Annotated in this window: 20 protein-coding genes; 6 read left to right on the top strand and 14 right to left on the bottom strand. The window is 68.2% G+C overall.

Annotated features, from left to right (window positions below; genetic code table 11):
• Positions 1-13 precede the first annotated feature (13 nt).
• The 6 genes from bchZ to E0E05_RS11775 all read right to left on the bottom strand — a co-directional run bounded on the left by bchZ (position 14) and on the right by E0E05_RS11775 (position 7140).
• Positions 14-1474, bottom strand: coding sequence for a chlorophyllide a reductase subunit Z (bchZ, locus tag E0E05_RS11800; protein ID WP_131616894.1), 1461 nt, complete (start codon positions 1472-1474; stop codon positions 14-16).
• Positions 1471-3057, bottom strand: coding sequence for a chlorophyllide a reductase subunit Y (gene bchY, locus E0E05_RS11795; RefSeq protein ID WP_131616893.1), 1587 nt, complete (start codon positions 3055-3057; stop codon positions 1471-1473). Before bchY ends, bchZ begins: the two co-directional genes overlap by 4 nt.
• Before the next feature lies 1 nt (position 3058).
• Positions 3059-4063, bottom strand: a complete 1005-nt coding sequence (locus tag E0E05_RS11790) for a chlorophyllide a reductase iron protein subunit X (RefSeq protein ID WP_192900406.1) — start codon at positions 4061-4063, stop codon at positions 3059-3061.
• Positions 4060-5001 carry a chlorophyll synthesis pathway protein BchC gene (bchC, locus tag E0E05_RS11785; protein ID WP_131618017.1) on the bottom strand — a complete coding sequence of 314 codons (942 nt, stop codon included), beginning with the start codon at positions 4999-5001 and terminating at the stop codon, positions 4060-4062. Before bchC ends, E0E05_RS11790 begins: the two co-directional genes overlap by 4 nt.
• A 108-nt stretch (positions 5002-5109) precedes the next feature.
• On the bottom strand, positions 5110-6264 hold the full coding sequence (locus E0E05_RS11780) for an acetylserotonin O-methyltransferase (RefSeq protein ID WP_244597706.1): 1155 nt from the start codon (positions 6262-6264) through the stop codon (positions 5110-5112).
• 6 nt (positions 6265-6270) lie between these two features.
• Entirely contained in the window at positions 6271-7140 is an 870-nt protein-coding gene (locus E0E05_RS11775) for a polyprenyl synthetase family protein (RefSeq protein WP_131616892.1), read from the bottom strand.
• Between the two features lie 102 nt (positions 7141-7242).
• On the opposite strand from E0E05_RS11775, the gene crtD reads away from it, so the two are divergent.
• Together crtD and E0E05_RS11765 are read left to right on the top strand one after the other, a co-directional pair.
• A complete protein-coding gene (gene crtD / locus E0E05_RS11770; protein WP_342212091.1) occupies positions 7243-8811 on the top strand; it encodes a 1-hydroxycarotenoid 3,4-desaturase CrtD in 1569 nt (522 codons plus the stop codon).
• A 26-nt stretch (positions 8812-8837) separates the two neighbouring features.
• Positions 8838-9701 carry a carotenoid 1,2-hydratase gene (locus E0E05_RS11765; RefSeq protein WP_131616891.1) on the top strand — a complete coding sequence of 288 codons (864 nt, stop codon included), beginning with the start codon at positions 8838-8840 and terminating at the stop codon, positions 9699-9701.
• Here the strand turns inward: E0E05_RS11765 and E0E05_RS17380 are convergent.
• From E0E05_RS17380 to bchI, 6 genes are all read right to left on the bottom strand, one after another.
• The gene (locus tag E0E05_RS17380; protein ID WP_158629356.1) at positions 9689-9838 is read right to left on the bottom strand and encodes a hypothetical protein; all 150 of its coding nucleotides are present in this window, start codon (positions 9836-9838) and stop codon (positions 9689-9691) included. The genes E0E05_RS11765 and E0E05_RS17380 overlap by 13 nt on opposite strands.
• A 3-nt stretch (positions 9839-9841) precedes the next feature.
• Positions 9842-10894 (bottom strand): phytoene/squalene synthase family protein, encoded by a 1053-nt coding sequence (locus E0E05_RS11760; protein ID WP_131616890.1) that lies wholly within the window; start codon positions 10892-10894, stop codon positions 9842-9844.
• Positions 10875-12410, bottom strand: coding sequence for a phytoene desaturase family protein (gene crtI / locus E0E05_RS11755; RefSeq protein ID WP_131616889.1), 1536 nt, complete (start codon positions 12408-12410; stop codon positions 10875-10877). The genes E0E05_RS11760 and crtI overlap by 20 nt, the downstream gene beginning before the upstream one ends.
• A gap of 61 nt (positions 12411-12471) precedes the next feature.
• Positions 12472-13392: an alpha/beta fold hydrolase BchO gene (gene bchO, locus E0E05_RS11750; protein WP_131616888.1), complete on the bottom strand. Its 921-nt coding sequence runs from the start codon at positions 13390-13392 to the stop codon at positions 12472-12474.
• A 1-nt stretch (position 13393) separates the two neighbouring features.
• Positions 13394-15217: a magnesium chelatase subunit D gene (locus E0E05_RS11745; RefSeq protein ID WP_158629355.1), complete on the bottom strand. Its 1824-nt coding sequence runs from the start codon at positions 15215-15217 to the stop codon at positions 13394-13396.
• A complete protein-coding gene (gene bchI, locus E0E05_RS11740; RefSeq protein ID WP_131616886.1) occupies positions 15210-16241 on the bottom strand; it encodes a magnesium chelatase ATPase subunit I in 1032 nt (343 codons plus the stop codon). Before bchI ends, E0E05_RS11745 begins: the two co-directional genes overlap by 8 nt.
• 219 nt (positions 16242-16460) lie before the next feature.
• On the opposite strand from bchI, the gene E0E05_RS11735 reads away from it, so the two are divergent.
• Together E0E05_RS11735 and E0E05_RS11730 are read left to right on the top strand one after the other, a co-directional pair.
• Complete coding sequence (locus tag E0E05_RS11735) at positions 16461-16907, top strand: c-type cytochrome (RefSeq protein WP_131616885.1); 447 nt, start codon at positions 16461-16463, stop codon at positions 16905-16907.
• A 494-nt stretch (positions 16908-17401) separates the two neighbouring features.
• Complete coding sequence (locus tag E0E05_RS11730) at positions 17402-18223, top strand: cobalamin-dependent protein (RefSeq protein ID WP_158629354.1); 822 nt, start codon at positions 17402-17404, stop codon at positions 18221-18223.
• Positions 18224-18259: 36 nt separating this feature from the next.
• On the opposite strand, the gene puuE is transcribed toward E0E05_RS11730, so the two are convergent.
• Positions 18260-19660: an allantoinase PuuE gene (puuE, locus tag E0E05_RS11725; RefSeq protein ID WP_192900476.1), complete on the bottom strand. Its 1401-nt coding sequence runs from the start codon at positions 19658-19660 to the stop codon at positions 18260-18262.
• A 135-nt stretch (positions 19661-19795) separates the two neighbouring features.
• Between puuE and uraH the strand changes: the two genes are divergently transcribed.
• Together uraH and E0E05_RS11715 are read left to right on the top strand one after the other, a co-directional pair.
• The gene (uraH, locus tag E0E05_RS11720; RefSeq protein WP_131616882.1) at positions 19796-20158 is read left to right on the top strand and encodes a hydroxyisourate hydrolase; all 363 of its coding nucleotides are present in this window, start codon (positions 19796-19798) and stop codon (positions 20156-20158) included.
• A gap of 197 nt (positions 20159-20355) precedes the next feature.
• Positions 20356-21579 carry a urate hydroxylase PuuD gene (locus E0E05_RS11715; protein ID WP_131616881.1) on the top strand — a complete coding sequence of 408 codons (1224 nt, stop codon included), beginning with the start codon at positions 20356-20358 and terminating at the stop codon, positions 21577-21579.
• On the opposite strand, the gene E0E05_RS11710 is transcribed toward E0E05_RS11715, so the two are convergent.
• The gene (locus tag E0E05_RS11710) at positions 21573-22745 is read right to left on the bottom strand and encodes an acetate/propionate family kinase (protein WP_131616880.1); all 1173 of its coding nucleotides are present in this window, start codon (positions 22743-22745) and stop codon (positions 21573-21575) included. The two genes, E0E05_RS11715 and E0E05_RS11710, sit on opposite strands and share 7 nt — an antisense overlap.
• Positions 22746-22750: the final 5 nt, after the last annotated feature.

Here is a 22750-nt window from a genome sequence, read left to right as displayed (position 1 = left end):
TTGAGCGGCCGCCTCACGCGGCCTTGCCCGCCACGATCTGAAGCCGGGCGCGCTCGACATGGCTGGTCTGAACGCGCTCGGCATCCTCGTTTTGGGCAATGGTTTCGGCGGCATCGCGCAGGTTCTTCGCTGCGGAGATGCGCACCAGAACGGGTTGGGCCTCGACGATCCGGTCGAGGTCGGACTGGGCCTGCTCGCTCCACGGCATGGAGCGCTGGACGCGCGCCGGCGTCGCCTCGACGGAATCGAGGTCGGTGGCGAGCGGGATGATGTTGAACAGCGCGTCGAACAGGCCGTTGCAGACCTCCTGGATCATCCAGGACGCGCCCGAATAGCCCATCACCGGCGTGCCGGTGTGGCGGCGGATGATCGCGCCGGGGAAGGACAGCGGGATGTAGATCGCCTTGCCGCCGGTTTCGGCCAGATACATGCGCTCGTTGTAGGAGCCGAACAGGATCAGCGGCGGGGTGTCCTTGATCGCCTGGCGGATCGCCTCGTTGTCCGGCTTGATGCCGGCGCGGCGCTGGAACGAGAAGGTGCAGGGCAGCCCCATCTCGTCGGCGAGGAAATTGCGCACGCCGCGCTCGTAGGTTTCGTTGGCAACGATCGCGAAGCTGGCGGTGGCGAAGAAGTCCTGCGTGACGGAGCGCCACAGATCCCACATCGGTTTCAGCGTCGTGTGCTTTTCGCGCTCGATGAACGGTTCGGGGTCGAGCCCGAGCATCTCGCCGAGGGTGCGCAGGAAGGCGGTGGTCGAATGGATGCCGATTGGCGCCTGCAGATAGGGCCGCTCGAGCGCCTCGCACAGGCCGCGCCCGAACTCGCGATACATGCACACATTGGCGTGCGCGTTGGCGAGCTTGGGCACGTCGGCCAGATGGGAGCCGAGCGGGAAGGTCATGTTGACCTCGGCGCCGATCCCTTCGATCAGCCGGCGGATTTCGGCAAGGTCCGAGGGCATGTTGAAGGTGCCGTAGATCGGGCCGATGATGTTGACCTTCGGCCTTTCGCCTTCCTTGAGCTCGCGTGGCGGGCGCACCTTGCCCTTCTTGGGGCCGTACTCGGTCCACAGCCACTTGATGGCGCGGTCGGCCGACTGCCACTGGTCCTCGTCGATGGTGCGCGGCAGGAAGCGCTGGATGTTGGTGCCCTGCGGCGTCACTCCGCCGCCGATCATCTCGGCGATGGAACCGGTGACGACGACGGCCGGAAGGTCCGGATCGAGCACGGCGCGGGCGTTCTTCATCGCCTGCTCGGTGCCGGTCTTGCCCAGTTCCTCCTCGCCGAGGCCGGTAACGACGATCGGCAGTTCGTGCGGAGGCAGGGCGTCGGTGTAGTGCAGGACCGAAGTGACCGGCAGGTTCTCGCAGCCGACCGGCCCGTCGATGATCACCTGCAGGCCCTTGATGGCGGTGAAGGCGTAGACCGAACCCCAATAGCCGCCGGCGCGGTCGTGATCGATGATCAGGGTCATGTCCCCACCGCCTCGCCGGCATCGACGGCGTTGTTGGCGACCTTGCCGCGGGCCGCGTACTTCTTGCGGAAGGCGGTGTTGATCTGCGGCTTGTCTTCCCAGACCCCGGCGGTGTCGCCGGTGCCGACGCCCTCGAAGAATTCGCTCATCTTGTCGAAGCGCGCCTTGTTGGCGATCGCCGCGTTGATGACGGTGGCGATCGAGCCGGCGCCGGCCGGCCCCATCAGCGGGCGGGCCGAGATCAGGTTGGTGAAGTAGAGCGCGGGCGTCGAGGCCTGCTTGGCATGCTGGACGACCGGCGTCGTGCCGATGGCCAGATCGGGCTCGAACTCCTCGAACGCGGCGATGTCCTGTTCGAGCGAGGCGCGGTAGCGCACCTCCACGCCCCGGGCTTCGAGCCAGTCGGCATCGTCCTTCGAAAGAGCCGTCTTCGGGCAGGCGGTGCCGACATAGCGCAGATCCGCGCCGGCCTCGACCAGAAGCCGGCCGACGAGCAGTTCGGAGCCCTCATAGCCCGAAAGCGTGATGCGGCCCTTGATCGGGTTGGCGGCAAGCGCGCCGCGCGTGGCACCGACGAACGCATTGCGCGCCGCATCGATCTTCGCCCTGGCCACATTGGCCTTGTCGCCGATCGCGGTGAGCCAGGCATCGACCCCATCGGCGCCGACCGGGGCCGAGCCGACGACGGGGCGTCCGGCGGCGGCGAATTCACGGAAGCTTGCCGTGTAGAACGGATGGATGCCGGCGACCACGGCGCAGTCGAGCGCCGCGTAGAGCTCGCGCCATTCGCGCACGGGCACGACCGGACCGGCGGCCAGGCCCATCGGTTCGAGCATCTGGCCGATCACCACCGGATCGGCGGGGAACATCTCGCCGACCAGCGTGACGGTCGGCCGCTCCGAAACGCCTTCGCGCGGCGCCATCACGGGCCCGCTCGCCGCTTCCTCGCGGGCGTATTTCAGCATCGCGCCGGACAGGACGTCCTTGGCCTCTGCATGGGTCGGCACGCCGAAACCCGGCACGTCGATGCCGACGATGCGCACGCCGTCGATTTCCTTGGGCAGGGCGCCCAGCGGAATGCCCGAAGCTGTCGGCACGCACAGATTGGTGACCACGACCGCGTCGTAATCGTCGGGCTTGGCCATCTCCTGGACGGCGTCGCGGATGTCCTCGTAGAGCTTGCCGGTGACCAGCGTTTCGGAGTTGAACGGCACATAGCCGACCGAGCGACGCGCGCCGTAGAAGTGGCTCGTGAAGGTCAGCCCGTACACGCAGCAGGCGGAGCCGCTGAGAATCGTGCCGACGCGGCGCATGCGCAGGCCGACGCGCAGGCTTCCGAACGCCGGACACATGGACTGCGGCTGCTCGTGCGGGCCCTTGGGATAGTCCCGCTCGAAGCCTTCCATCAGTTCGGCATTGCCGGCGGCCTTGGCGGCCGCCTTCATCTGTTCGGGGCCGGCATGGCAACCGGCACCGTCGATCGCCGATTGCGCGGCTGCCTGACGGGCCAGTTCCGCGTCGTGGTCGGGCGGCGCGTCGATGTCCTTTGGAATGTGCGGATCCCTGATCAGCGTCTCTGCCATCTCACACCTCGTCGTAGATCACTTCGAGGGAGGGCTTATCGAGCTTGTCGGCTGCGCACATGTCGGCCTGGGTGGCCGGCGTGAGCACGAAGTCGCCGCCGGTGTCCTCGGTGTCGAACAGGGCGAGCAGGCCGTCCTGGGTCAGCGGCGTGGGCTGATGGGGCGGGGCATCGCACAGATTGTCGGCGAGTTCGCCGAACAGATCGCCCCACTGGCCCTCGGGATAGCCGATGATCTGGTAGTTGGCGCTCTTGCGGCGGATGTCCTCGTTCTGCGGGATGGCCGCCAGAACGGGAATGCCGACCGCTTCTGCAAACGCGGCCGCCTCGCCGGTGCCGTCATCCTTGTTGACCACCATGCCGGCAACACCGACATTGCCGCCCAGTTTGCGGAAGTACTCGACCGCCGAGCACACATTGTTGGCCACATAGAGCGACTGCAGGTCGTTCGAGCCGACGACGACGACCTTCTGGCACATGTCGCGGGCAATCGGCAGGCCGAAGCCGCCGCAGACCACGTCGCCGAGGAAGTCGAGCAGGACGTAGTCGAAGTCCCAGTCGTGGAAACCGAGCTTCTCGAGCGTCTCGAAGCCGTGGATGATGCCGCGTCCGCCGCAGCCGCGGCCGACTTCCGGGCCGCCCAGTTCCATGGCGAAGACGCCGTCGCGCTTGAAGCAGACATCGCCGATGGCGACCTCCTCGCCCGCTTCCTTCTTCTTGGACGAGGTCTCGATGATGGTTGGGCAGGCCTTGCCGCCGAACAGGAGCGAGGTGGTGTCGGATTTGGGATCGCAGCCGATCAGCAGCACCTTCTTGCCCTGGCGGGCGAGCATGTAGGACAGGTTGGCCAGCGTGAAGGACTTACCGATCCCGCCCTTGCCGTAGATGGCGATGATCTGCGTTTCCTTGACGACCTCGCCGGTGTGGACCGGATCGGGTTCCTGGCTCGCCTCGTCGCGCAGATTGTCGTACATTTCGGCGCCGGGCCGGCTCATGGAGTCGGTCATGCGTCATTCTCCCAGGTCAGAACCATTTTCGTGCAGGCCGGATCGTCGAAGGCCGTCCGGTAGGCCGTGCTTGCGTCTCTGGCGGACGCTTGATTGGAAATCAGGCCCGACAGATCGAGCCGGCCGCGCGCGATCAGATCGAGCACGGCGTTGACATCGGCCGGCTGGAACTCGGCGGCGATGCGGATGGAGGCCTCGCGCATGAAGGCGGGCGGGAAGGTGAAGCTCAGCGGCTTTGCGTAGAAGCCGGCGAGGACGATCTGGCCGCCCCTGGCAAGGCGCGGGACCGCCGTGTCGATGATCGACGGATCGCCGCTGGCATCGATGATGGTGGCGTGGTCGCGCCGGTCGTCATCGTCGGCGTTGGTGACGGCGTAGCCGCGCGCGCCATCTGTGCGGGCCGGGTTGATCTCCCAGACCGCCGGCGCCTCGGCGCCGAGCGCGATGGCGATGCGGGCAAGCAGGCGACCGACGACGCCATGGCCGACGATCAGGCCGGGCAGCGCGACCCCGGGCAGGGTCAGCGCGTGATGGGCGGTGGCGGCGAGCGCCAGCAGCACGGCGTCCTGGCCGAGCGCGTCGGCGACCGGATAGACCTTGTCACCGTTCACGACGAGATGGGCGGCGGTGGCGCCGAACAGCGGGCGAACGTCCTCGTAGCAGCGGGCGCCGGGCACGAAGACCATCTGGCCCGGCTGCAGCGCGCAATCGGCGCCGGTCTCGCGAACCCGGCCGACGGTCTCGTAGCCTGGCACCAGCGGATAGCCCATGCCGGGAAATGCCGGCATCGTGCCGTCCCACAGCATCTTCTCGGTCCCCGTCGAGATGCCGCTCCACAGCACGTCGACGAGCGCGTCGCCATCGTCGGGCGGCGTCAGGCGAACATCGCGCAGGGCAATGTCCTTTGGCTGTTCGAGAACGATCGCTTCGGTTCGCATTCCCATTGGCCCGGCCGCATCTTTCGCCGGACTCTTCCTCCGACCGTCATCCTAGAATGACAACATAAGGTGTCAACTATTTTTTACACACAACGAACGCAACTTGCCTCAGATTTGAGCAGAAATGACGCTTGCGACGACCGGCATGGCCGTCGGGTGCACGCGCATGCGGGAAAAGCCGGCGCGTTCGAGCAGGGCGAAATGATCCTGCGGCGTGCGGCAGCGGCCCGAGCGCATCGCCAGCAGGTAGAAGGTGAAGTAGGCGGCGACCTGCCGCGCGCCGGCGCTGTCGCCCGCCATCGGCTCGCCGATGATCAGCGTGTCGCCGGGCGCCATTGCCTTGCGGATCGCGGTCAGGATCGCAAGCGCCGCCTCGTCGTCGTGATCGTAGAGCACGCGGATCAGGCTGTAATAGTCGGCCTCGCCGGGAATCGGGTCGTCGAAGAACGAGCCGCCATGGATTTCCAGCCGGTCGGCGATCGGCGTGTCGGCAAGCCGCGTGCGGGCAGTCCCGGCAACGGCGGGCAGGTCGAACAGGGCGAGATCGAGATCGGGCCAGCGCGCGCCGGCGGCGCTGACGAAGGCGCCGCTGCCGCCGCCGACATCGAGCAGACGCCGGTTCCGGGACAGATCGACCGCATCGAGCACTTCGGCGATGACCATGTCCTGGCTGACGCGCATCAGCTCCGAATAGGCCGCCCCGTCTTCGTTGCCGACATCGCCGCCGACATAGGACCAGAAGCGGGACGTTTCGGTCTCGGCGGGCGGATCGCGCAGAAGCGCGACCGGATCGGCCAGGTCGCGATAGACCATCGCATGGTGCCGGATCATGGCGGTGATGCCGGGGCTCTCGCTGAGCACCGCGCCGTGGTCGGCCAGCGTCCAGCGTCCGTCCGACGTACGGGTGACGAGGTCGAGCCCTTCGGCCGCGCGCAACAGCCGGCCGGCCGCATCGCCGGTCAGCTTCATGTGCCGGGCGAGGGAAGCGGTGTCCTGGGGGTCGTCGTCAAGCGCGGCGAACAGGTCGAGTTCGACGCAGGCGAGCAGGACCTGCGAATTGACGAAGCCGGCCGTCAGCGCGAACAGGTCGTTGGCGCGCCGGTTGGTGATCTGCCGGAAGATCGGCCAGCGGCGGGCGAAGGCGCGAAAGGATGGATCGGCGATGGTGCGGTTGCGCCAGGCGCGCAGCCGGTCGCCGAGCGTCATGCGGCGGGCCGCGCCCATTTGGTTCAGCGGTTCGGCGCGGCTTGCGGTGTCGGCCATGGCCGGTCAGGCCGCATGGCTGGCAAGGCTCTTGGGCATCAGCCGCTTGGCCTCGCCGGCGATCAGGTCGCGCAGGACCGGCGCGCCGGGGCAGTCGGGCACGGCCGCGACGGTCTGCGAGACCATGTCGTGCAGCCGGGCGACGGTCTCGTCGAGCCCGCCGGCGGCGACCGCGTTGGGCCGCGCATTGAGGCTGTCCTGGCCGACCGGCTTGCCCAGTTCCGTCGCGCTCGCGGCGAAATCGCGCAGATCGTCGGCGACCTGATAGGCGGCGCCAAGCCGGTCACCCATCGCCCGCCAGATCTGCGGGTCGGCGCCGGCGGCGATGGCGCCGGCCATGGCCGCGCCGGTGAACAGCGAGGCGGTCTTGGCGCGATGATATTCGGCGAGCGGAACGTCGTCCTCGCTCTCCCAGGCCTGGCCGGCGACGAGGCCGTGCGGCATGCCGACGGCGCGGGCGACGGTGCCGGTCAGCGGCGCGATCAGGTGCGGGGTGGCGACGCATTCGCGGGCAATCGTCTCGAAGGCGGCGATGATCAGCGCGTCGCCGGCAAGCAGGGCGAGCGGTTCCGAGTAGGCCGCGTGAACCGATGGCTTGCCCCGGCGCGTATCGGCATTGTCGAAACAGGGCATGTCGTCATGGACGAGCGAAGCGCAATGCAGGAACTCGATCGCGGTGGCGGCGGCGTCGGCGGCCTGCGGATTGTCGTCGCCGCAGGCCATGGCGACCGCCAGACACAGGCGCGGGCGCACCCGCGCGCCGCCGGGAAACACCGCATAGCGCAGCGCGGCGGCGATCTTCGGCGGCTGGCCGCCGGCCGTTGTGTGCTTGAGGGCCGTTTCGAGGGCGCGCTCGATCCGCTTTTGCATGTCCATGGCCACCCTCCGTCCGCTTCACCGATCGTCAATTTACAACGACAAGAAAGACTGTAAAGTGAAATTGACACACTGGTCGGGAATGTCAATGCGGCGACAGACATGAACATGGGCGTCAGGCGCGAGCGGACCGTGGTGATCGGCGCCGGCATGGGCGGGCTCGCCGCCGCGATCCGGCTGGCCGGGCAGGGCCATGACGTGGTGGTCTTCGACAAGGAGAACGCGCCCGGCGGCAAGATGCGGCACGTGGCGGTCGACGGGGCGCTGGTCGATGGCGGGCCGACCGTCTTCACGATGAAATGGGTGTTCGACCGGCTGCTCGAAGGCTCCGGCCAGAGGCTGAAAGACGCGGTCGGGCTGAAGAAGGCCGATCTTCTGGCGCGCCACCGCTGGACCGACGGGTCCTCGCTCGATCTTTTCGCCGACATCGGCAAGTCGGCCGAGGCGATCGAGGCCTTCAGCGACCGCGCCAACGCGGACGGCTATCGCCGCTTCTGCGCCGACAGCGAGACGATCTTCGCGATCCTCAAGGAGCCGTTCATCGCCGGCCAGCGGCCGACCATGGCGCGGTTCCTGTGGCGGCTGGGGCCGCTGTCGATCCGGCGCCACCTGACGCTGCGGCCGTTCGACACGATGTGGTCGGCGCTCGGCGACTATTTCTCCGATCCGCGCCTGCGCCAGCTGTTCGCGCGCTATTCGACCTATGTGGGTTCCTCGCCCTTCCTGACGCCGGCCACGCTGATGCTGATCGCCCATGTCGAGCAGGAAGGGGTGTGGATGGTCGATGGCGGCATGCATGCGCTGGCCAAGGGGCTGGTGCGGCTTGGCGAGGCGCGCGGCGTGCGCTACCGGTTCGGCACGGGCGTCGCCGAAATCCTGTCGGAAAACGGACGCGTTTCGGGCGTCGTTCTGGACGATGGCGAGCGGGTCGAGACGCGCGCGGTGGTCTTCAACGGCGATGTCTCGGCGCTCGGCGCCGGGCTTGCCGGCGAAGCGGGCCGCGCGGTGCGCCCACGTCCCGTGCCGCCGGCGAAACGGTCCCTGTCGGCGATCGCGGTCGCCGGCACGATGCCGGTCGCCGACTTTCCGCTCGCCCACCATACGGTGTTCTTCGGCCCGGACTATCCGGCCGAGTTCTCGGCCATCTTCGACGAGCGCCGCATCGCGGCCCAACCGACCGTCTATATCTGCGCGCAGGATCGCGACCCGCACGGCACGGTTTCGGACGCGGCGCGCCAGGCCGGGCGCGAGCGCGTGCTGATGCTGGTCAACGCGCCGGCCGACGGTGACACGAAACAATACGACCACAACGAGATCGACCGATGCCTGACCCTGACCCTCGAACAACTGGACCGCTGCGGGCTGACGCTCGACCGGGCGTCGCTGCGGACCGAAGTGACGACGCCGGCGGGCTTCGCCAAGCTGTTTCCGGGCAGCGGCGGGGCGATCTACGGACGGGCGACGCACGGATGGTTGGCGAGCTTCCAGCGGGCGGGCGCGCGCACGGCGCTCAAGGGGCTCTATCTGGCGGGCGGCAGCGTGCATCCGGGTCCGGGCGTGCCGATGGCGACGCTTTCGGGCTTGCTGGCGGCGGACGCGCTGGTGAGGGACCACGGTTCGATGCCGGCGTCCCGTCCGGCGGCTATCTCTGGTGGTATGTCGACGGGCTGAGCGCCTGCGGCCGCTACGGCGTGTCGGTGATCGCCTTCATCGGCTCGGTGTTTTCGCCCTATTATGCCTGGCGCGGGCGGCACGATCCGGACGATCATGTGTGCATCAACGTGGCGCTCTACGGTCCGTCGGGGCATCGCTGGACGATGACCGAGCGCGGCCGATCCGCCATGCGGCGCGATGCGACGCAGTTCCGCGTCGGGCCGAGCCGGCTCGTCTGGCACGGCGACCGGCTGACCATCGATTTCGACGAGATCGCCGTGCCGCGTCCGCCGCGCCAGTGGCTGCCCGAACGGGTCGCGGGGCGCATCACGCTCGTCCCGCACGCGATCACGAACCGCGCCTTCGACATTGACGCCGAAGGCCGGCAGCGCTGGTGGCCGATCGCGCCGTCCGGCGACATCGCGCTCGAATTCACCCGCGGCGCGATGCCGGACTGGTCCGGCCATGGCTATCTTGATTCCAACTGGGGCGAAACGGGGCTCGAGAACACGTTCGAACGCTGGGACTGGGCGCGCGGCGAGATGGCGAACGGCGAATCGGTGATCCTCTACGACACCGAACGGCGCGACGGCTCGCGTGGCCTCCTGGTGCTGCATTTCGACCGAAACGGGCGGATCGTCGAGCGGGACGAGGTGCCCTATACGAAGCTCGGGCGCGGCTTCTGGGGCGTCGAGCGGGGCGCCCATGCCGATCCCGGACATCGGCCGGTGCTGGTCGAGACGCTGGAGGACGGCCCGTTCTATCTGCGCCAGACGATCGACACGGTGCTGTTCGGCCAGAAGGTCCGGCTGATGCATGAGAGCTTTTCGGGCCGGCGTTTCGCCAGCCCGATCGTCAAGGCGATGCTGCCGTTCCGCATGCCGCGCCGGGCGCACTATTCGGGCTGACGATCCTTTTCCGCCTCGGCCGCCTGCCGCGCCTTCAGCGCCTCCTTGTCGCGCTTGAGCGAGCGCATCTGCCAGACATAGAAGATGGCAAAGCCGACCGCGCCTAAGATCACCTCGATGATGCCGAGGTTCTCCATCGGTCAGCCCCCCTGCCGCGCGGCCATGTGCATCTGCTGCTGGCGGCGGCGGGCTTCGTCCATCAGCTCCAGCATGCGGCCGAGCTTGGCGTCCATGGAGCGCGGGGCGACCGGCTCGTGCGCGGCGGCGACATCGACGAGAAACGCGGTCGACGGGTCCGCCGGATCGTCCATCGGCGCGCGCAGCGGGAACGGGGTGAGCGTTGCCACCGCGATCAGTTCGCCCTTGCGCCGACCCGTCGTGACGGCGCGCGTGTCGACCGAGTTTAAGCCGGCCTTGCGGATTTCCCGGCCGATCTCCCGGTAGACGAAAGCGGCGCTGCGGATGGCCGGCCGGCAATCGACCGGAAGGCCGGCGACGCCGGTCAGCGCCCGGTCATAGAGCCGGTCGGCCTCGGTGAGCAGGCGCGCGACGACGCGGCCAAGCGCGGGCGAAAAGCGCGGCGCGGCGACGAGCGCGTCCGGGTCGATGCCTTCGGCGGCGAGCCATTCGCGCGGCAGGTAGATGCGGCCGCGCCGGGCGTCCTCGCCCACATCGCGGGCGATGTTGGTGAGCTGCATGGCAAGCCCCAGATCGGCGGCGCGGGCGAGGACCGCGCGGTCGCGGCAGCCCATCACCATGGTCATCATCACGCCGACGGTGGAGGCGACACGGGCCGCATAGGCCTTCAGATCGCCGAGCGTATCGTAGTCGCGGCCCGCTTCGTCCCATTCGAACCCCTCGACCAGCGCCAGCGGCACCTCGATCGGGATATGATAGGCTTGGGCGACGGCGGCGAAGGCGCGGTCGCAGACCAGATCGATCGGCCGGCCGGCATAGATGCGTTCGAGACGCTCCCCGAGCCGTTCGGAGGCGCGGCCGTCATTGCCGGCGTCGTCGACCAGATCGTCCGAGGAGCGGCAGAAGGCATAGAGCGCGCGTGCCCCGAGCCGTACGTCGCGTGGCAGAAGGCGCGAGGCGGCATGGAAGCTCTTCGAGCCGGCCCGGATGGACTCGTGGCACAGGCGCCGGTCATGGGCGCTCAGGAGCGGGGCCTTACGCGCGTTGTGCGGCATGGGGCACCAGCTTGTCGAGAATGGCGGCCGAGGAGACGACGCCGGGCAGGCCGGCGCCGGGATGGGTGCCCGCGCCGACCAGATAGAGGTCGGCGATCTCCTCGGAGATGTTGTGCGGGCGGAACCAGGCGAGCTGGAAGATCGTCGGTTCCATGCCGAACGCGGCGCCCTTGGTCGACAGCAGCCTGTCGCGGAAATCGAGCGGCGTTGTCAGCTTGGAGGTGACGATGGCGTCCGAAAGGCCGGGCATGACCGATCCTTCCAGATAGTCCTGGATGCGTTGGCGGTAGGGTTCGGCCATCGTCGTCCAGTCGGTGTCGCCGTCCAGATTGGGCACCGGCGCGAGCACGTAGAACGCGTCGCACCCCTCGGGCGCAAGGGATGGATCGGACGCGGTCGGCCGGTAGAGATAGAGTGAGAAATCGTCGGCCAGCACCTTCCTGTCGAAGATGTCGGTGATCAGGCCCTTGTAGCGCGGGCCCATCATGATCGTGTGGTGGCCGATGTCCTCGTAGCGCCGGTTGGTGCCGAAGTACCAGACGATCAGGCTCATCGAGTATTTCATGCGCGCGACCTTGCGATCGGTCCAGCGCTTGCGGGCGTGGTTGCGCAGAAGGTGGGTGTAGGTCCAGCCGGCCTCGGCGTTCGAGACGACGCAATCGGCCTCGATCGTCTCGCCTCCCTTGAGGCGCACGCCCCTTGCGGCGCCGTCCCGGACGACGATCTCGTCGACCTCGGTGTCGAGCCGGTAGGTTGTGCCGTGCCGTTCGGCGAGATCGGCGATGCCTCTGGCCAGAGCGCCGGTGCCGCCCATCGCATAGTGGACGCCGTATTTGCGCTCGAGGAAGGAGATCAGGCTCATCACGCCGGAGGTCCGCATCGGGTTGCCGCCGATGAACAGCGGGTGGAAGCTCAACGACTGGCGGACGTTCTCGTTGCGCACATATTTGGAGACCAGCGCGTGAACCGAACGGTCGGCGCGGCGGGCGATCAGGTGCGGCATCTGGGCGAGCATGCGGCCGAACGAGTGGAACGGCTCGTCGATCATGCGCAGGAAGCCGGTCCTGAAGCACTTTTCGCTCTCGACCAGGAAATCCTCGTAGCCGGCGATGTCGCCGGCGTCGAAGGCAGCGATCTCCTCGCGCATCCTGTCGGCGTCGGACCAGCAGCGGAAGGTGCGGCCGTCGTCCCAGCGCAGCGTGTAATAGGGTTCGAGCGGCTTGAGCGTGACATGGTCGTCCATGCGCTCGCCATGCAGCTCCCACAGCGCCTCGAAGATGAAGGGCGCGGTGATGATGGTCGGGCCGGCATCGAAGCGGAAACCGTCCTGCTCGTGCACGTAGGCCCGACCGCCGATCCGGTCGAGCTTGTCGATCACCGTGACACGGTAGCCGCGCGCGGTCAGCCGCACGGCGGCGGCGAGGCCGCCGAACCCGGCGCCGATGACGATCGCATGCGGTCTGGTGTCGGACCCGGTCACGGCGGGCGTCGGCGGCGGCTGGTGAATGGTCATCATCGCTCCGGAGTAAAGCTGTGCAGCGGGTGCAAGGCAAGCGGGCGCGGGTCGGCCATTGGCATCATTGAGCCGCCTGCGGGGCCGGCAGCAGGCCGGCTTCTGTCGCGATTTCGCACATGATATCAGCAAATTGGCGCGGATCCGCCTCGTGCGCCAGATGGCCGCCCTCCGGCAGGGACAAGATGCGGGCCGAGTTTGTCTTGCGGGCCGCCTGCCGGGAGACGCGGGCCGGCACCATGCGGTCGTCCTCGTTGGCGATCAGCACGGTCGGCGTCTTCAGTCCGGCAAGGCGCGCCTGCAGCGGCTTGAGATCCCAGTTGGCCATCATGCCGAGCGCGCCGGCGACGTGGGAGGGCATGCGCATCAGCGTTTCGTATTGGTCGACGCCGGCCTGGTCGATGCCCGAGCCGGTGTTGGCCAGCAGCCGCTGCGGCAGGTGCGTGTACTTCGCCTGCCAGGCGACGGTGTGGGCCGTGAACGGGTTGACGAACAGCGCCTTGGCGAGCGGCGAGAAGATCGCGTTTCCCTCGATCGGCTCGAGCGCGCTGTTGATGCCGACGAGCGTCGCCGGCGCGATCAGGCCGCGCAGCGCCATCTCGATCAGGATCGCGGCGCCGGCGGAATGGCCGGCGGCCAGATCGGGGCGGAAGTCGAGCGCAGCGCAAAGATCGCCGAGCGCGTCGGCCATGCCCGGAAGGCTCAACAGCCGGCCCTTGGCGCCGGTCGTGAAGCCGTGACCGGGCAGGTCGGCGGCAAGCACGTCGAAGCGCGTCGCCAGCAGCGGCATCAGGTCGCGAAAGGAATGGGTGGAGGCGCCGGTGCCGTGCACCAGCAGGCAGCACGGCGCGCCGGCCCTGCCCATGTGTTGAACGTGCCAGATGAGCGGGCCGAGGCGGATGAAGCGGCTCGCGTCGGAATTCGGCCAGCGCGCCCTGACGGCCTGCCAGTCGGCCGGGGGCGAAGCGTCCTGAGGGGCGGCCATGTCAGCCTTCCTTCAGGTAGCTGGTGACGACATCGGACATGGCGCGCGCATCGGCGCGCGGCAGCGTGACGTAGTCGGCCCCCATCGCCTCGGCGAGCGTGCTTGCGGCCGCACGCGGCCGCCGGGCGATGTCGATGATCACAGAGCGGGCGCCGACGATGCGTGCCTGCCGGGCGACGTCCTCGGCGTCGCTGCGGGCGGCGGCACGGTCCTGGGTTCCGTCGAGCGCGACATTGCCTTTGCCGTCGGTCAGGACGACGATCAGCGGCGACTGGCCCCGGCGCCTCGCGCGTTCGGCCAACTCGACCGCCTGCTTCAGGCCGGCGGCCAGCGGGGTCGGCCCGCCGCCGGGCAGGGCGGTCAGCGAGCGCTTGGCCCTGACCAGCGAACGGGTCGGTTCGAGCAGCACTTCGGCCCCTTCGCCGCGAAAGGCGACCAGCGCCACCTGGTCGCGCCGCACATAGCATTCGGCGAGCAGCAGTTCGACGCAGCCCTTGGCCTCGCCGAGCCGTTCGAGCGCGGTCGAGCCGGATGCGTCGACGGCGAAGATGGCGGTGGATTCGGTGTTGTGGGCGTAGCGCACATAGCGGAAATCGTCGGGCCGGATCTCGAGCGGCTCGCCGCGCGACCAAGGCGGCAGGCCGCGCGCCTTGCGCCGGATCGGCTGCCAGGGCGCGGCGGTGCGCAGGGTGGCGACGACATTGGGCCGCGCGTCGGGGTAGGGCGGCCTTGCGACGAGCCCGGCGGGGCGGCCGCGCCGGGCGCCCTTGCGCACGGCGCCGGCCTTGCCGGCGGCGGCCTGGGCGCGCGTGCGGGTGATCGCGGTTTCGTTCAGCGCCGCCAGATCGAGCCGGGTTCCCTTGGCGGCGGCGATCAGCATCTCCTGCAGCATCTCCGGGTCGAAGGCCGGCTGGTCGTCCTCGCGGTCCGTCTCGGCCTCGCTATCGGGTCGGTCCGGCCCTTCGGAAGGCGCGGGGTCAGGTTCGCCTTCGTCCTGCCGGTCCTGTTCGCCCCGGTCTTCGGGCGGCGCCTGAAGCATCGCGCCGCAGGTCAGCCGCAGGGCGGTGGCGACGTCATGCTCGTCGGCCTCGGCGCGGCCGTCCAGTGCGGCGAGCAGACGCGTCGCGACCATCGCCTGGGCCGGGGCGCGCATCGAGTGGCCGCGCAGCATGGCGGCGACGGCGACGATGGTCTCGGCCAGCGCGTCGGGCACCACGACCGTCGCGGCGGCCTCGGCATCGGGCGCTGTCCAGCGGTCGTCGCCGGTGACGGCATGGCGGATCGGGATGCCGTCGAGCCGCACGCGCAGTCCGAGCCGGTCGGTGATCGCGCCGGGCACCGCGTGGTCCTCGTCGTCCTCGCCCTCGTCGAGCGCGACGACGCCGAACCGGCCGCCCTCGTCGAGCGCGCGCGCGACGATGCCGGCCAGATCGGGCGGAAAGCGCTCGGCCATGGCGACGGTCAGGCAGCCGCCGGCGACGGTCTCCAGCAGGCCCGCCTCGTGAACCGGACGGCCCGCGGCGAGCGTTGCGGCGACGTCGATGCCGCCGGTCAGGCGTCCGGCCGGCACGTTCGGCGTGATCCGGCGGCGCGGCATCGCGTCGGGCAGCAGGGTCTGAAGACGCGAAAGCCAGCGATCGCGAACCGGGCCGGCGCGGGCGATGACATGGATGCCGCCGAGCGCTTCAGGGGCGCAGGCAAAAAGTCGCGCGGCGACAAGCGCGTCGGACCAGGCGGGATCGTGGCCGGCCTCCGCTGCCGGCCGGTCGGCGGCCACGGGCGAGGGGACGTCCGGTTCGGGCGCGCGCGCGCCGCCTTCAAGCATGGCCGGCGGCGCCGTTGGCCGCTTCGCCGACGGCGCGTTCGACGCGGGCGGCCGAACCGGCCTCATCAAGCGGGTCGCGGCGCAGCCTGTGGCGCAGCGCCATCGGCGCGATCGCGATCAGGTCGGCCTTTGTGGTCTCGCCCCGCCCTTCGAGCGCGGCGCGGGCGCGAGCCGCGCGCATCAGAGTCAGTTCGCCGCGCAGGCCGTCGACGCCCAGCTTCAGGCAGATGTTCGAGGCCAGTTCGAGCACCGCGTCCGGCGTCTCCACATCGGCCAGCAGGGCGCGGGCCTTGTCGATCCGGCGGCGCACGGCGGCGTCCTTGCGGCTCCATGCCTTGACGAAACCCTCGCGGTCGCGCTCGTAGGCCTCGCGGCGGCGGACGACCTCGATGCGGTCCTTGAGATTGTCGGGCGAGGCGACATCGACCGACAGGCCGAACCGGTCGAGAAGCTGCGGGCGCAGTTCGCCCTCTTCCGGATTGCCCGACCCGATCAGGACAAAGCGCGCCGGGTGCCGCACCGAAAGCCCTTCACGCTCGACCAGATTGACGCCGGAGGCGGCGACGTCGAGCAGCAGGTCGACCAGATGATCCTCGAGCAGGTTCACCTCGTCGATGTACAGAAAGCCGCGGTTGGCGCGGGCGAGCAGGCCCGGCTCGAACGCCTTTTCGCCGGAGACCAGCGCGCGCTCGAGATCGAGCGCGCCGCAGACCCGGTCCTCGGTCGCGCCGAGCGGCAGGTCGACCACCGGAGCGGGCCCGGCCCTGGCCCTTGGCGGCTTGTCGGCGTTGCAGACCGGGCAGATGTCGGCCGGTTGCGCCGGCTCGCAATTGTAGGGACAGCCGTCGCGACGCTCGACCTTCGGCAGAAGCGCGGCGAGCGCGCGCACGGCGGTCGACTTGCCGGTGCCGCGATCGCCGAAGACGAGCACGCCTCCGAGCAGCGGATCGGTCGCCGCCATCAGCAGCGCCTGCTTCATTTCCTCCTGGCCGACGATCGCGGCAAAAGGAAACGGTGCGGACATGGAAGGCTCCATAGTGTCAATTTCGGTTGACATTCTGGCATGTCGCCAGCCCGATTTCCATGGTGTTTTCAGGTGGGGTTCATCGACCAAAGTCTTAGGTTCGTGAACCTTGTCTGCCGAAATGGCTTCCCATCTTGCCATCTGACCGGGCACGCTGTTGACGGCCTTTTTTGAGGTGCTAGGAGAGACCCGGAAGGGATTTTAACCGGAGGAACCCACGTGAAATCGCTCAAGACATTTGTTATCGCGGCGGGCGCCGTGCTCGTATCCACGTCCGCCTATGCAATTGACGGCGATCCGGAAGCCGGCGAACAGGTGTTCCGCACCTGCGCGACCTGCCACAATGTCGAAGCCGAACAGAACAAGGTCGGGCCCCACCTTGTCAACGTCTTCGGACGCACGCCCGGCACCGTGGAAGGGTTCCGCTATTCGCGCGCCATGACCCAGTTCGGCGAAGAGGGCAACGTCTGGGACGAGGAAACGCTGTCGGCCTATCTCGCCGATCCGCGTGGCTATGTGCGCGGCAACCGGATGGCCTTCGTCGGCCTGAAGAGCGAAGAGGAAATCCAGAACGTGCTGGCCTATCTGGCGCAGTTCTCGGAGATGCCTGACGCCGAAGGTGGCGAGGAAGCCGCCGAGGGCGAGGAAGCAAGCGCCGACGAGTGATCGTCGCGCCATGATCGGTTCCAGCCCGCCGGCTCCGTCGGCGGGCTTTTTGCTGCCTGCGCGGTGGTTCGGAATCGGCGTCCATTATACTGATGTCTAAGGCCGGCGGCGGGCCCGTTCGGAGCATCGCGTGATGCCCTGGGGGCGGCGACAGGTCGAAATCCGAGCCAAGCGGACCGATCGCAAGGCGCTGTTCTTCAAAGGCTATTGAGGCGCGACCCTGCCGCGTCCGCGCGCAGCCGATCGCGGGCCCGGTCCACGTCGTCCCCAGGCGCCGGTTTCGGCGGCCGCCCCCTCGTGTCGCCGCCGATTTCATCGTATGATGATCCCGGGAGCGCACCGGTGTGATGGGGCGCTGAGGAGGCACGATGAAAGGGCGTCGGGAGGGACCGGACGACCCGGTGGAGGGCCAGGATGATGCCGGAAAGCCGGCCCCGGATTTCCGGTACACCCTACTGAACACACCCACGGTCGATCGTCGTCTGGACAGTAAATTGCTCGAGAAGGCCATCAAGCGGCATGTCGTCGCCCAGGTGCGCGACGGCGGCGGCAACGGCGTCGACCGGTCCGATCAGGTTCCCGGCATGGAACCGGACATGCTGCTCGACGCGCTGCTCGTCTCCGACCAGGCCTTTCTCGATACAGTCGTCCCTTCGCTGATCGACAACGCGGTGAGCCTGCATACCTTCTATCGCGTCATCGTACGGCCCGTGGCGGCGCGACTTGGCGATCTGTGGTGCGAGGACGAGATCAATTTCGTCAAGGTCGAGATCATCTCGATGCGGCTGCGGCTGATGTGCAACCAGCTCGTCGCCCGGCGCATGGCCGGTCGCACCCCGTGGCTCGAGGACGAGCGGCGGCGGGTGCTGCTTGCCCATACCGGCGGCGACCGGCACACGCTGGGCTTTTCGATGGCCGAGGCGTTCTTTCAGGATGCGGGCTGGCACGTCGCCGGCGGTTCCGATCTCGAGCCCGGCGCGGAATATTACGAGGCCCTGCGCCACGGCCATTTCTCGCTGGTCGCGCTCGCTTTCTCACGCGACGATGCCTGCGACCCGACCGAACTTGCCGTGCGCACCCGCATGGCCTCGTCCAATCAGCATCTGAAGATCTGCTATGGCGGCGTGGCGGTCAGCGCCAATCCCGACCGCTACCGCGTGGCCGGCGCCGATATCGTGGCCGTCGACGCCCCGGATGCGCTGCGGCAGGCCGAAATCATGCTTCTGGGTGGCCGCGGCGGAAGCCGCGATGCGCGCGGGCCGATGGAACCGCTCGCCTCTGTCTCGGACCACGAGCCGCTCGACGGGCACGAGTGACGTTCACGGCCGGCGGTTCGCGTCGGCGCATTCCCGTCAATCATCGTCGAAGATCGCCATCAGACGCAGTTCCGCGATCCGCTCGACCTGCCGGCAGGCTTCGGCGAACTCCTGCTCGGCGCTGTTGTCGAGCCGCGACTGAAACGCGGCGAGGATCGAAGCCTTGTCATGGTCGCGCACCGCAATGATGAACGGAAAGCCGAACTTGCCCGTATAGGCCGCGTTCAGCTTCTCGAAGGTGGCGCGCTCCTCATCGGTCAGCGCGTCGAGCCCGGCGGAGGCCTGCTCGGCGCTCGAATCGGCGGTCAGCCGCTTGGCGGCGGCCAGCTTGCCGGCCAGATCGGGATGGGCCTTCAGTACGCCCATGCGCTCATCGTGCGAGGCGGCGCGGAATTGCCTGACGAGCGCGGCATGCAGGCCGGTCGCCGTGTCGTTGGCCGGGCCCAGTTCGCCGTTGAAGGCCCGCTCGGCGATGAAGGGCGAGTGTTCGAAGATGCCGCCGAACGCCTCGATGAAGGCCGCCTTGTCGAGCCGCGAGGGCCGGGTGCGGTGCGGTGGCGGAAAGCGCGCGCGCCAATGGTCGGCGATGTCGATGCGGCGCGCGAACCAGACATCGGCCTTCGACTGCGCGTGATCGATGAAGCGCCTGAGCGCCATGATCCGGCCGGGCCGTCCGGCGAGCCGGCAGTGAAGGCCGACCGACATCATCTTGGGCTGCCCCTGTTCGCCTTCCTCATAGAGCGCGTCGAACGTGTCCCTGAGATAGGCGAAGAACTGATCGCCGCAATTGAAGCCCTGCGCGGTGGCAAAACGCATGTCGTTGGCATCGAGCGTATAGGGCACGATGAGCTGGTCGTGGCCGTCATAATGGTGCCAGTAGGGCAGGTCGTCGGCATAGCTGTCGGCGACATAGGCGAACCCGCCTTCCTGCGCGGCCAGATCGACCGTGTTGACCGAGCAGCGGCCGGTGTACCAGCCATGCGGGCGTTCGCCGGTGACCTCGCGGTGGATGCGGATCGCCTCCTCCATGTGGTGCTTTTCCTCGTCGGGCGAGTAGTCCCGGTACTCGATCCATTTCAGCCCGTGGCTGGCGATCTCCCAGTCCGCCTGCTGCATGGCGCGCACCTGCGCCGGCGAGCGGGCGAGCGCGGTGGCAACGCCGTAGACCGTGACCGGGATGCCGGCCTGCGTGAACAGGCGGTGCAGACGCCAGAAGCCGGCGCGCGCGCCATATTCATAGATCGATTCCATGTTCCAGTGGCGCTGCCCCTGCCAGGCCGCGGCGCCGACGATTTCCGAAAGGAACGCTTCGGACGCCGCATCGCCGTGCAGCACGCAGGTCTCGCCGCCTTCCTCGTAGTTGACGACGAACTGGACGGCGATCTTCGCGCCGCCCGGCCATTCCGGATCGGGCGGGGTCTGGCCATAACCATGCATGTCGCGCGGATAACGGTTCACGATGCGCACTCCCGGGCTCGATTGGCGGCTTCACAAGCGGGGCGGATGCTGTCAGAGGAAGCAGGGACCCGTTTGGCCGATTTGTCCGGCGCATACAAGCAAGCGAGAGGGACGATGACAAAGGGCGGATTTCTGACGACGCACGTGCTGGACACGGCGCGCGGCATGCCCGCCGCCGGCATGACGGTCCGGCTCTACCGGCTGTCGGACAGTTCGCACGAAATGATCGCCGAAGCGGTCACCAACGAGGACGGGCGCACGGACGCGCCGATCCTGCCGGCCGGTGAGTTCGAGACCGGCCAGTACGAACTGGTCTTTCACGTCGGCGATTATCTGCGCGCCAACGCGATGGCCGGCGACGCGCCGCTCTTTCTAGACGAGGTGCCGATTCGCTTCGGCATCAGCGACGGTAATGCCCATTATCACGTGCCGCTTCTTGTCTCGCCCTATGGCTATTCGACCTATCGGGGGAGCTGAGGTGGATCGCGTGCCAGACGATTTCCATTTTGCCCCCCTCTTGCAAAAACCAAGGACTTGGCTGCGCCAAGCCCGGGTTTTTCCTTTCTCCCCCTCAAGGGGGGAGAGGGCGCGCGCTGTTTGCATTTCGGTCCCCACTCTCCCCCCTTGCGGGGGAGATGTCGGCGAAGCCGACAGAGGGGGGTATCTCAGAGCCCATGTATGATCTCGCCATCTTCACGGAATGGGCCGAGTTCGCGGTGCGGTGGCTGCACGTGATCACCGCGATCGCGTGGATCGGCTCGTCGTTCTATTTCATCGCGCTCGATCTGGGCCTGAACCGCGACATTCCCGGTCCGGCCGACGGAGAGGAATGGCAGGTCCATGGCGGTGGGTTCTACCATATCCAGAAATATCTGGTCGCGCCGGACGCGCTGCCCGAACATCTGACCTGGTTCAAATGGGAGGCCTACTGGACCTGGATCTCGGGCTTCGCGCTGTTGTGCCTCGTCTACTATCTGGGCGCCGACCTCTATCTGGTCGATCCGAACGTCGCCGACATCTCGATCCCGGCCGCGATCGCAATCTCGCTGGCCTCGCTCGGTTTCGGCTGGATCGTCTACGACCGGCTGTGCAAGTCTCCGCTCGGCGAGACGCCGACCGCGCTGATGGTTCTCTTGTTCGTGCTGCTGGTCGCCATGGCCTGGGGCTACACGCAGGTTTTCTCCGGCCGGGCGGCGCTTCTGCATCTTGGCGCGTTCACCGCGACGATCATGACGGCGAACGTGTTCCTGATCATCATTCCCAACCAGAAGATCGTGGTCGCCGACCTCAAGGCGGGCCGCACGCCCGACGCCAAATACGGCAAGATCGCCAAGCTCAGATCGACGCACAACAACTACCTCACCCTGCCCGTGATCTTCTTCATGCTGTCGATCCATTATCCGCTGGCGTTTGCGAGCGAATACAACTGGCTGATCGCGGCGCTGGTGTTCCTGATGGGCGTGACGATCCGGCACTATTTCAACACGCGCCACGCGCGCGCCGGCAACCCGACCTGGACGTGGCTCGCCACGGCAGTGCTTTTCGTGCTGATCATGGCCCTGTCGACCTGGCCGCTGTTCTCGGATGAGCCCGCCAATCCCGAAGAGGCCAGGGCGACGCCGCACCAGGAGCGCATCATGGCGAGCGAAGGGTTCGAGCAGGTGGCCACGATCGTGCAGGGCCGCTGCGCCATGTGCCATGCGACAGAGCCGTTCTGGGACGGCATCCTGTTTCCGCCCAACGGGGTGCGGCTCGAAACCCATGCGCAGATTGCCGCGCATGCGCGAGACATCTACGTCCAGTCGGGTGTGACCCACGCCATGCCGCCGGCGAACGTATCCTTCATGGAAGAGGCCGAGCGCCGCGCCATCGTCGACTGGTATCGCTCGGTTCAGTGAGCCGCCGACAGGGCGCCTGCGACGGCGCGCGCCATCACCAGTTCCTCGTTGGTCGGGATCACCATCACGCGGACCCGGTCCGTGCCGATATCGCGGGCGTTGCCGGCGTTCCTGTCGTGGTCGATGGCGATGCCCAGCCAATCCATGCCCGAACAGACCTCGCGCCGCACGCGGGCCGAATTCTCGCCGATGCCGCCGGTGAAGACCAGCGCGTCGAGCCCGCCGAGCACCGCGCTCATGCCGCCCAGTTCGCGGCGGATGCGGAAGACGAAATAGTCGATCGCCTCGGCCGCGCGCGGATTGTCGCTGGCTTCCAGCGTGCGCATGTCATGGGTCAGGCCGGACAGGCCCTTCAGCCCGCTTTCGCGGTAGAGAAGATCGGCGATGGCGTCGGCGCCCATGCCCTCATGCTGCATCATGTACAGGAGCACGCCCGGGTCGATCTGACCGCAGCGCGTTCCCATCGGCAGGCCGTCGAGCGCGGTGAAACCCATGGTCGAGCCGACCGAACGCCCGTCACGGACCGCGCACATGGACGCGCCATTGCCCAGATGGGCGATGACGACGCGGCCCGTGGACAAGTCCGGCTCGGTGCGGGCGATCTCCGAGGTAATGTAGTCGTAGGACAGGCCGTGAAAGCCGTAGCGGCGCACGCCGCGGTCGAACCATTGCCGGGGCAGGGCGAAGGTGTCGTTGACGAACGGATGGGTGCGGTGGAACGCGGTGTCGAAGCAGGCGATCTGCAGCGCGTCCGGAAAGGCGGCCGAAGCGGCCTCGACGCAGGCCAGGTTGTGCGGCTGGTGCAGAGGCGCGAGTGGTTCGAGCGCACGCAGGGCGGCGATCGTGTCCGGTTGCAGCAGCGTCGGGACCGTGAAGTCCGTGCCGCCATGGACGACGCGATGGCCGACGCCGGCGACCGTGGCGCCGCCGAACAATTGTTCTGCATGATCGAGGATCGCGGCGAGCGCGCCGGCATGGTCGTTGGCGGCGATGTCGGCGGTCTGCCTGTCGCCGTCCCGGTCGACGATCAGCCGGGTCTGCTGGCTCGGCGACAGGTTCTCCACCTGACCGGATGCGCGCAGGGCCGGTTCTTCGCCGGGCTCGAAGACCGCGAACTTGATCGACGAGGAGCCCGCGTTCAGCGTCAGGATGACGGTGTCGGACATCGCCG

This window comes from Roseitalea porphyridii, assembly GCF_004331955.1.
Taxonomy (GTDB): domain Bacteria; phylum Pseudomonadota; class Alphaproteobacteria; order Rhizobiales; family Rhizobiaceae; genus Roseitalea; species Roseitalea porphyridii.
This window is presented reverse-complemented; position numbering and strand designations above follow the sequence as displayed.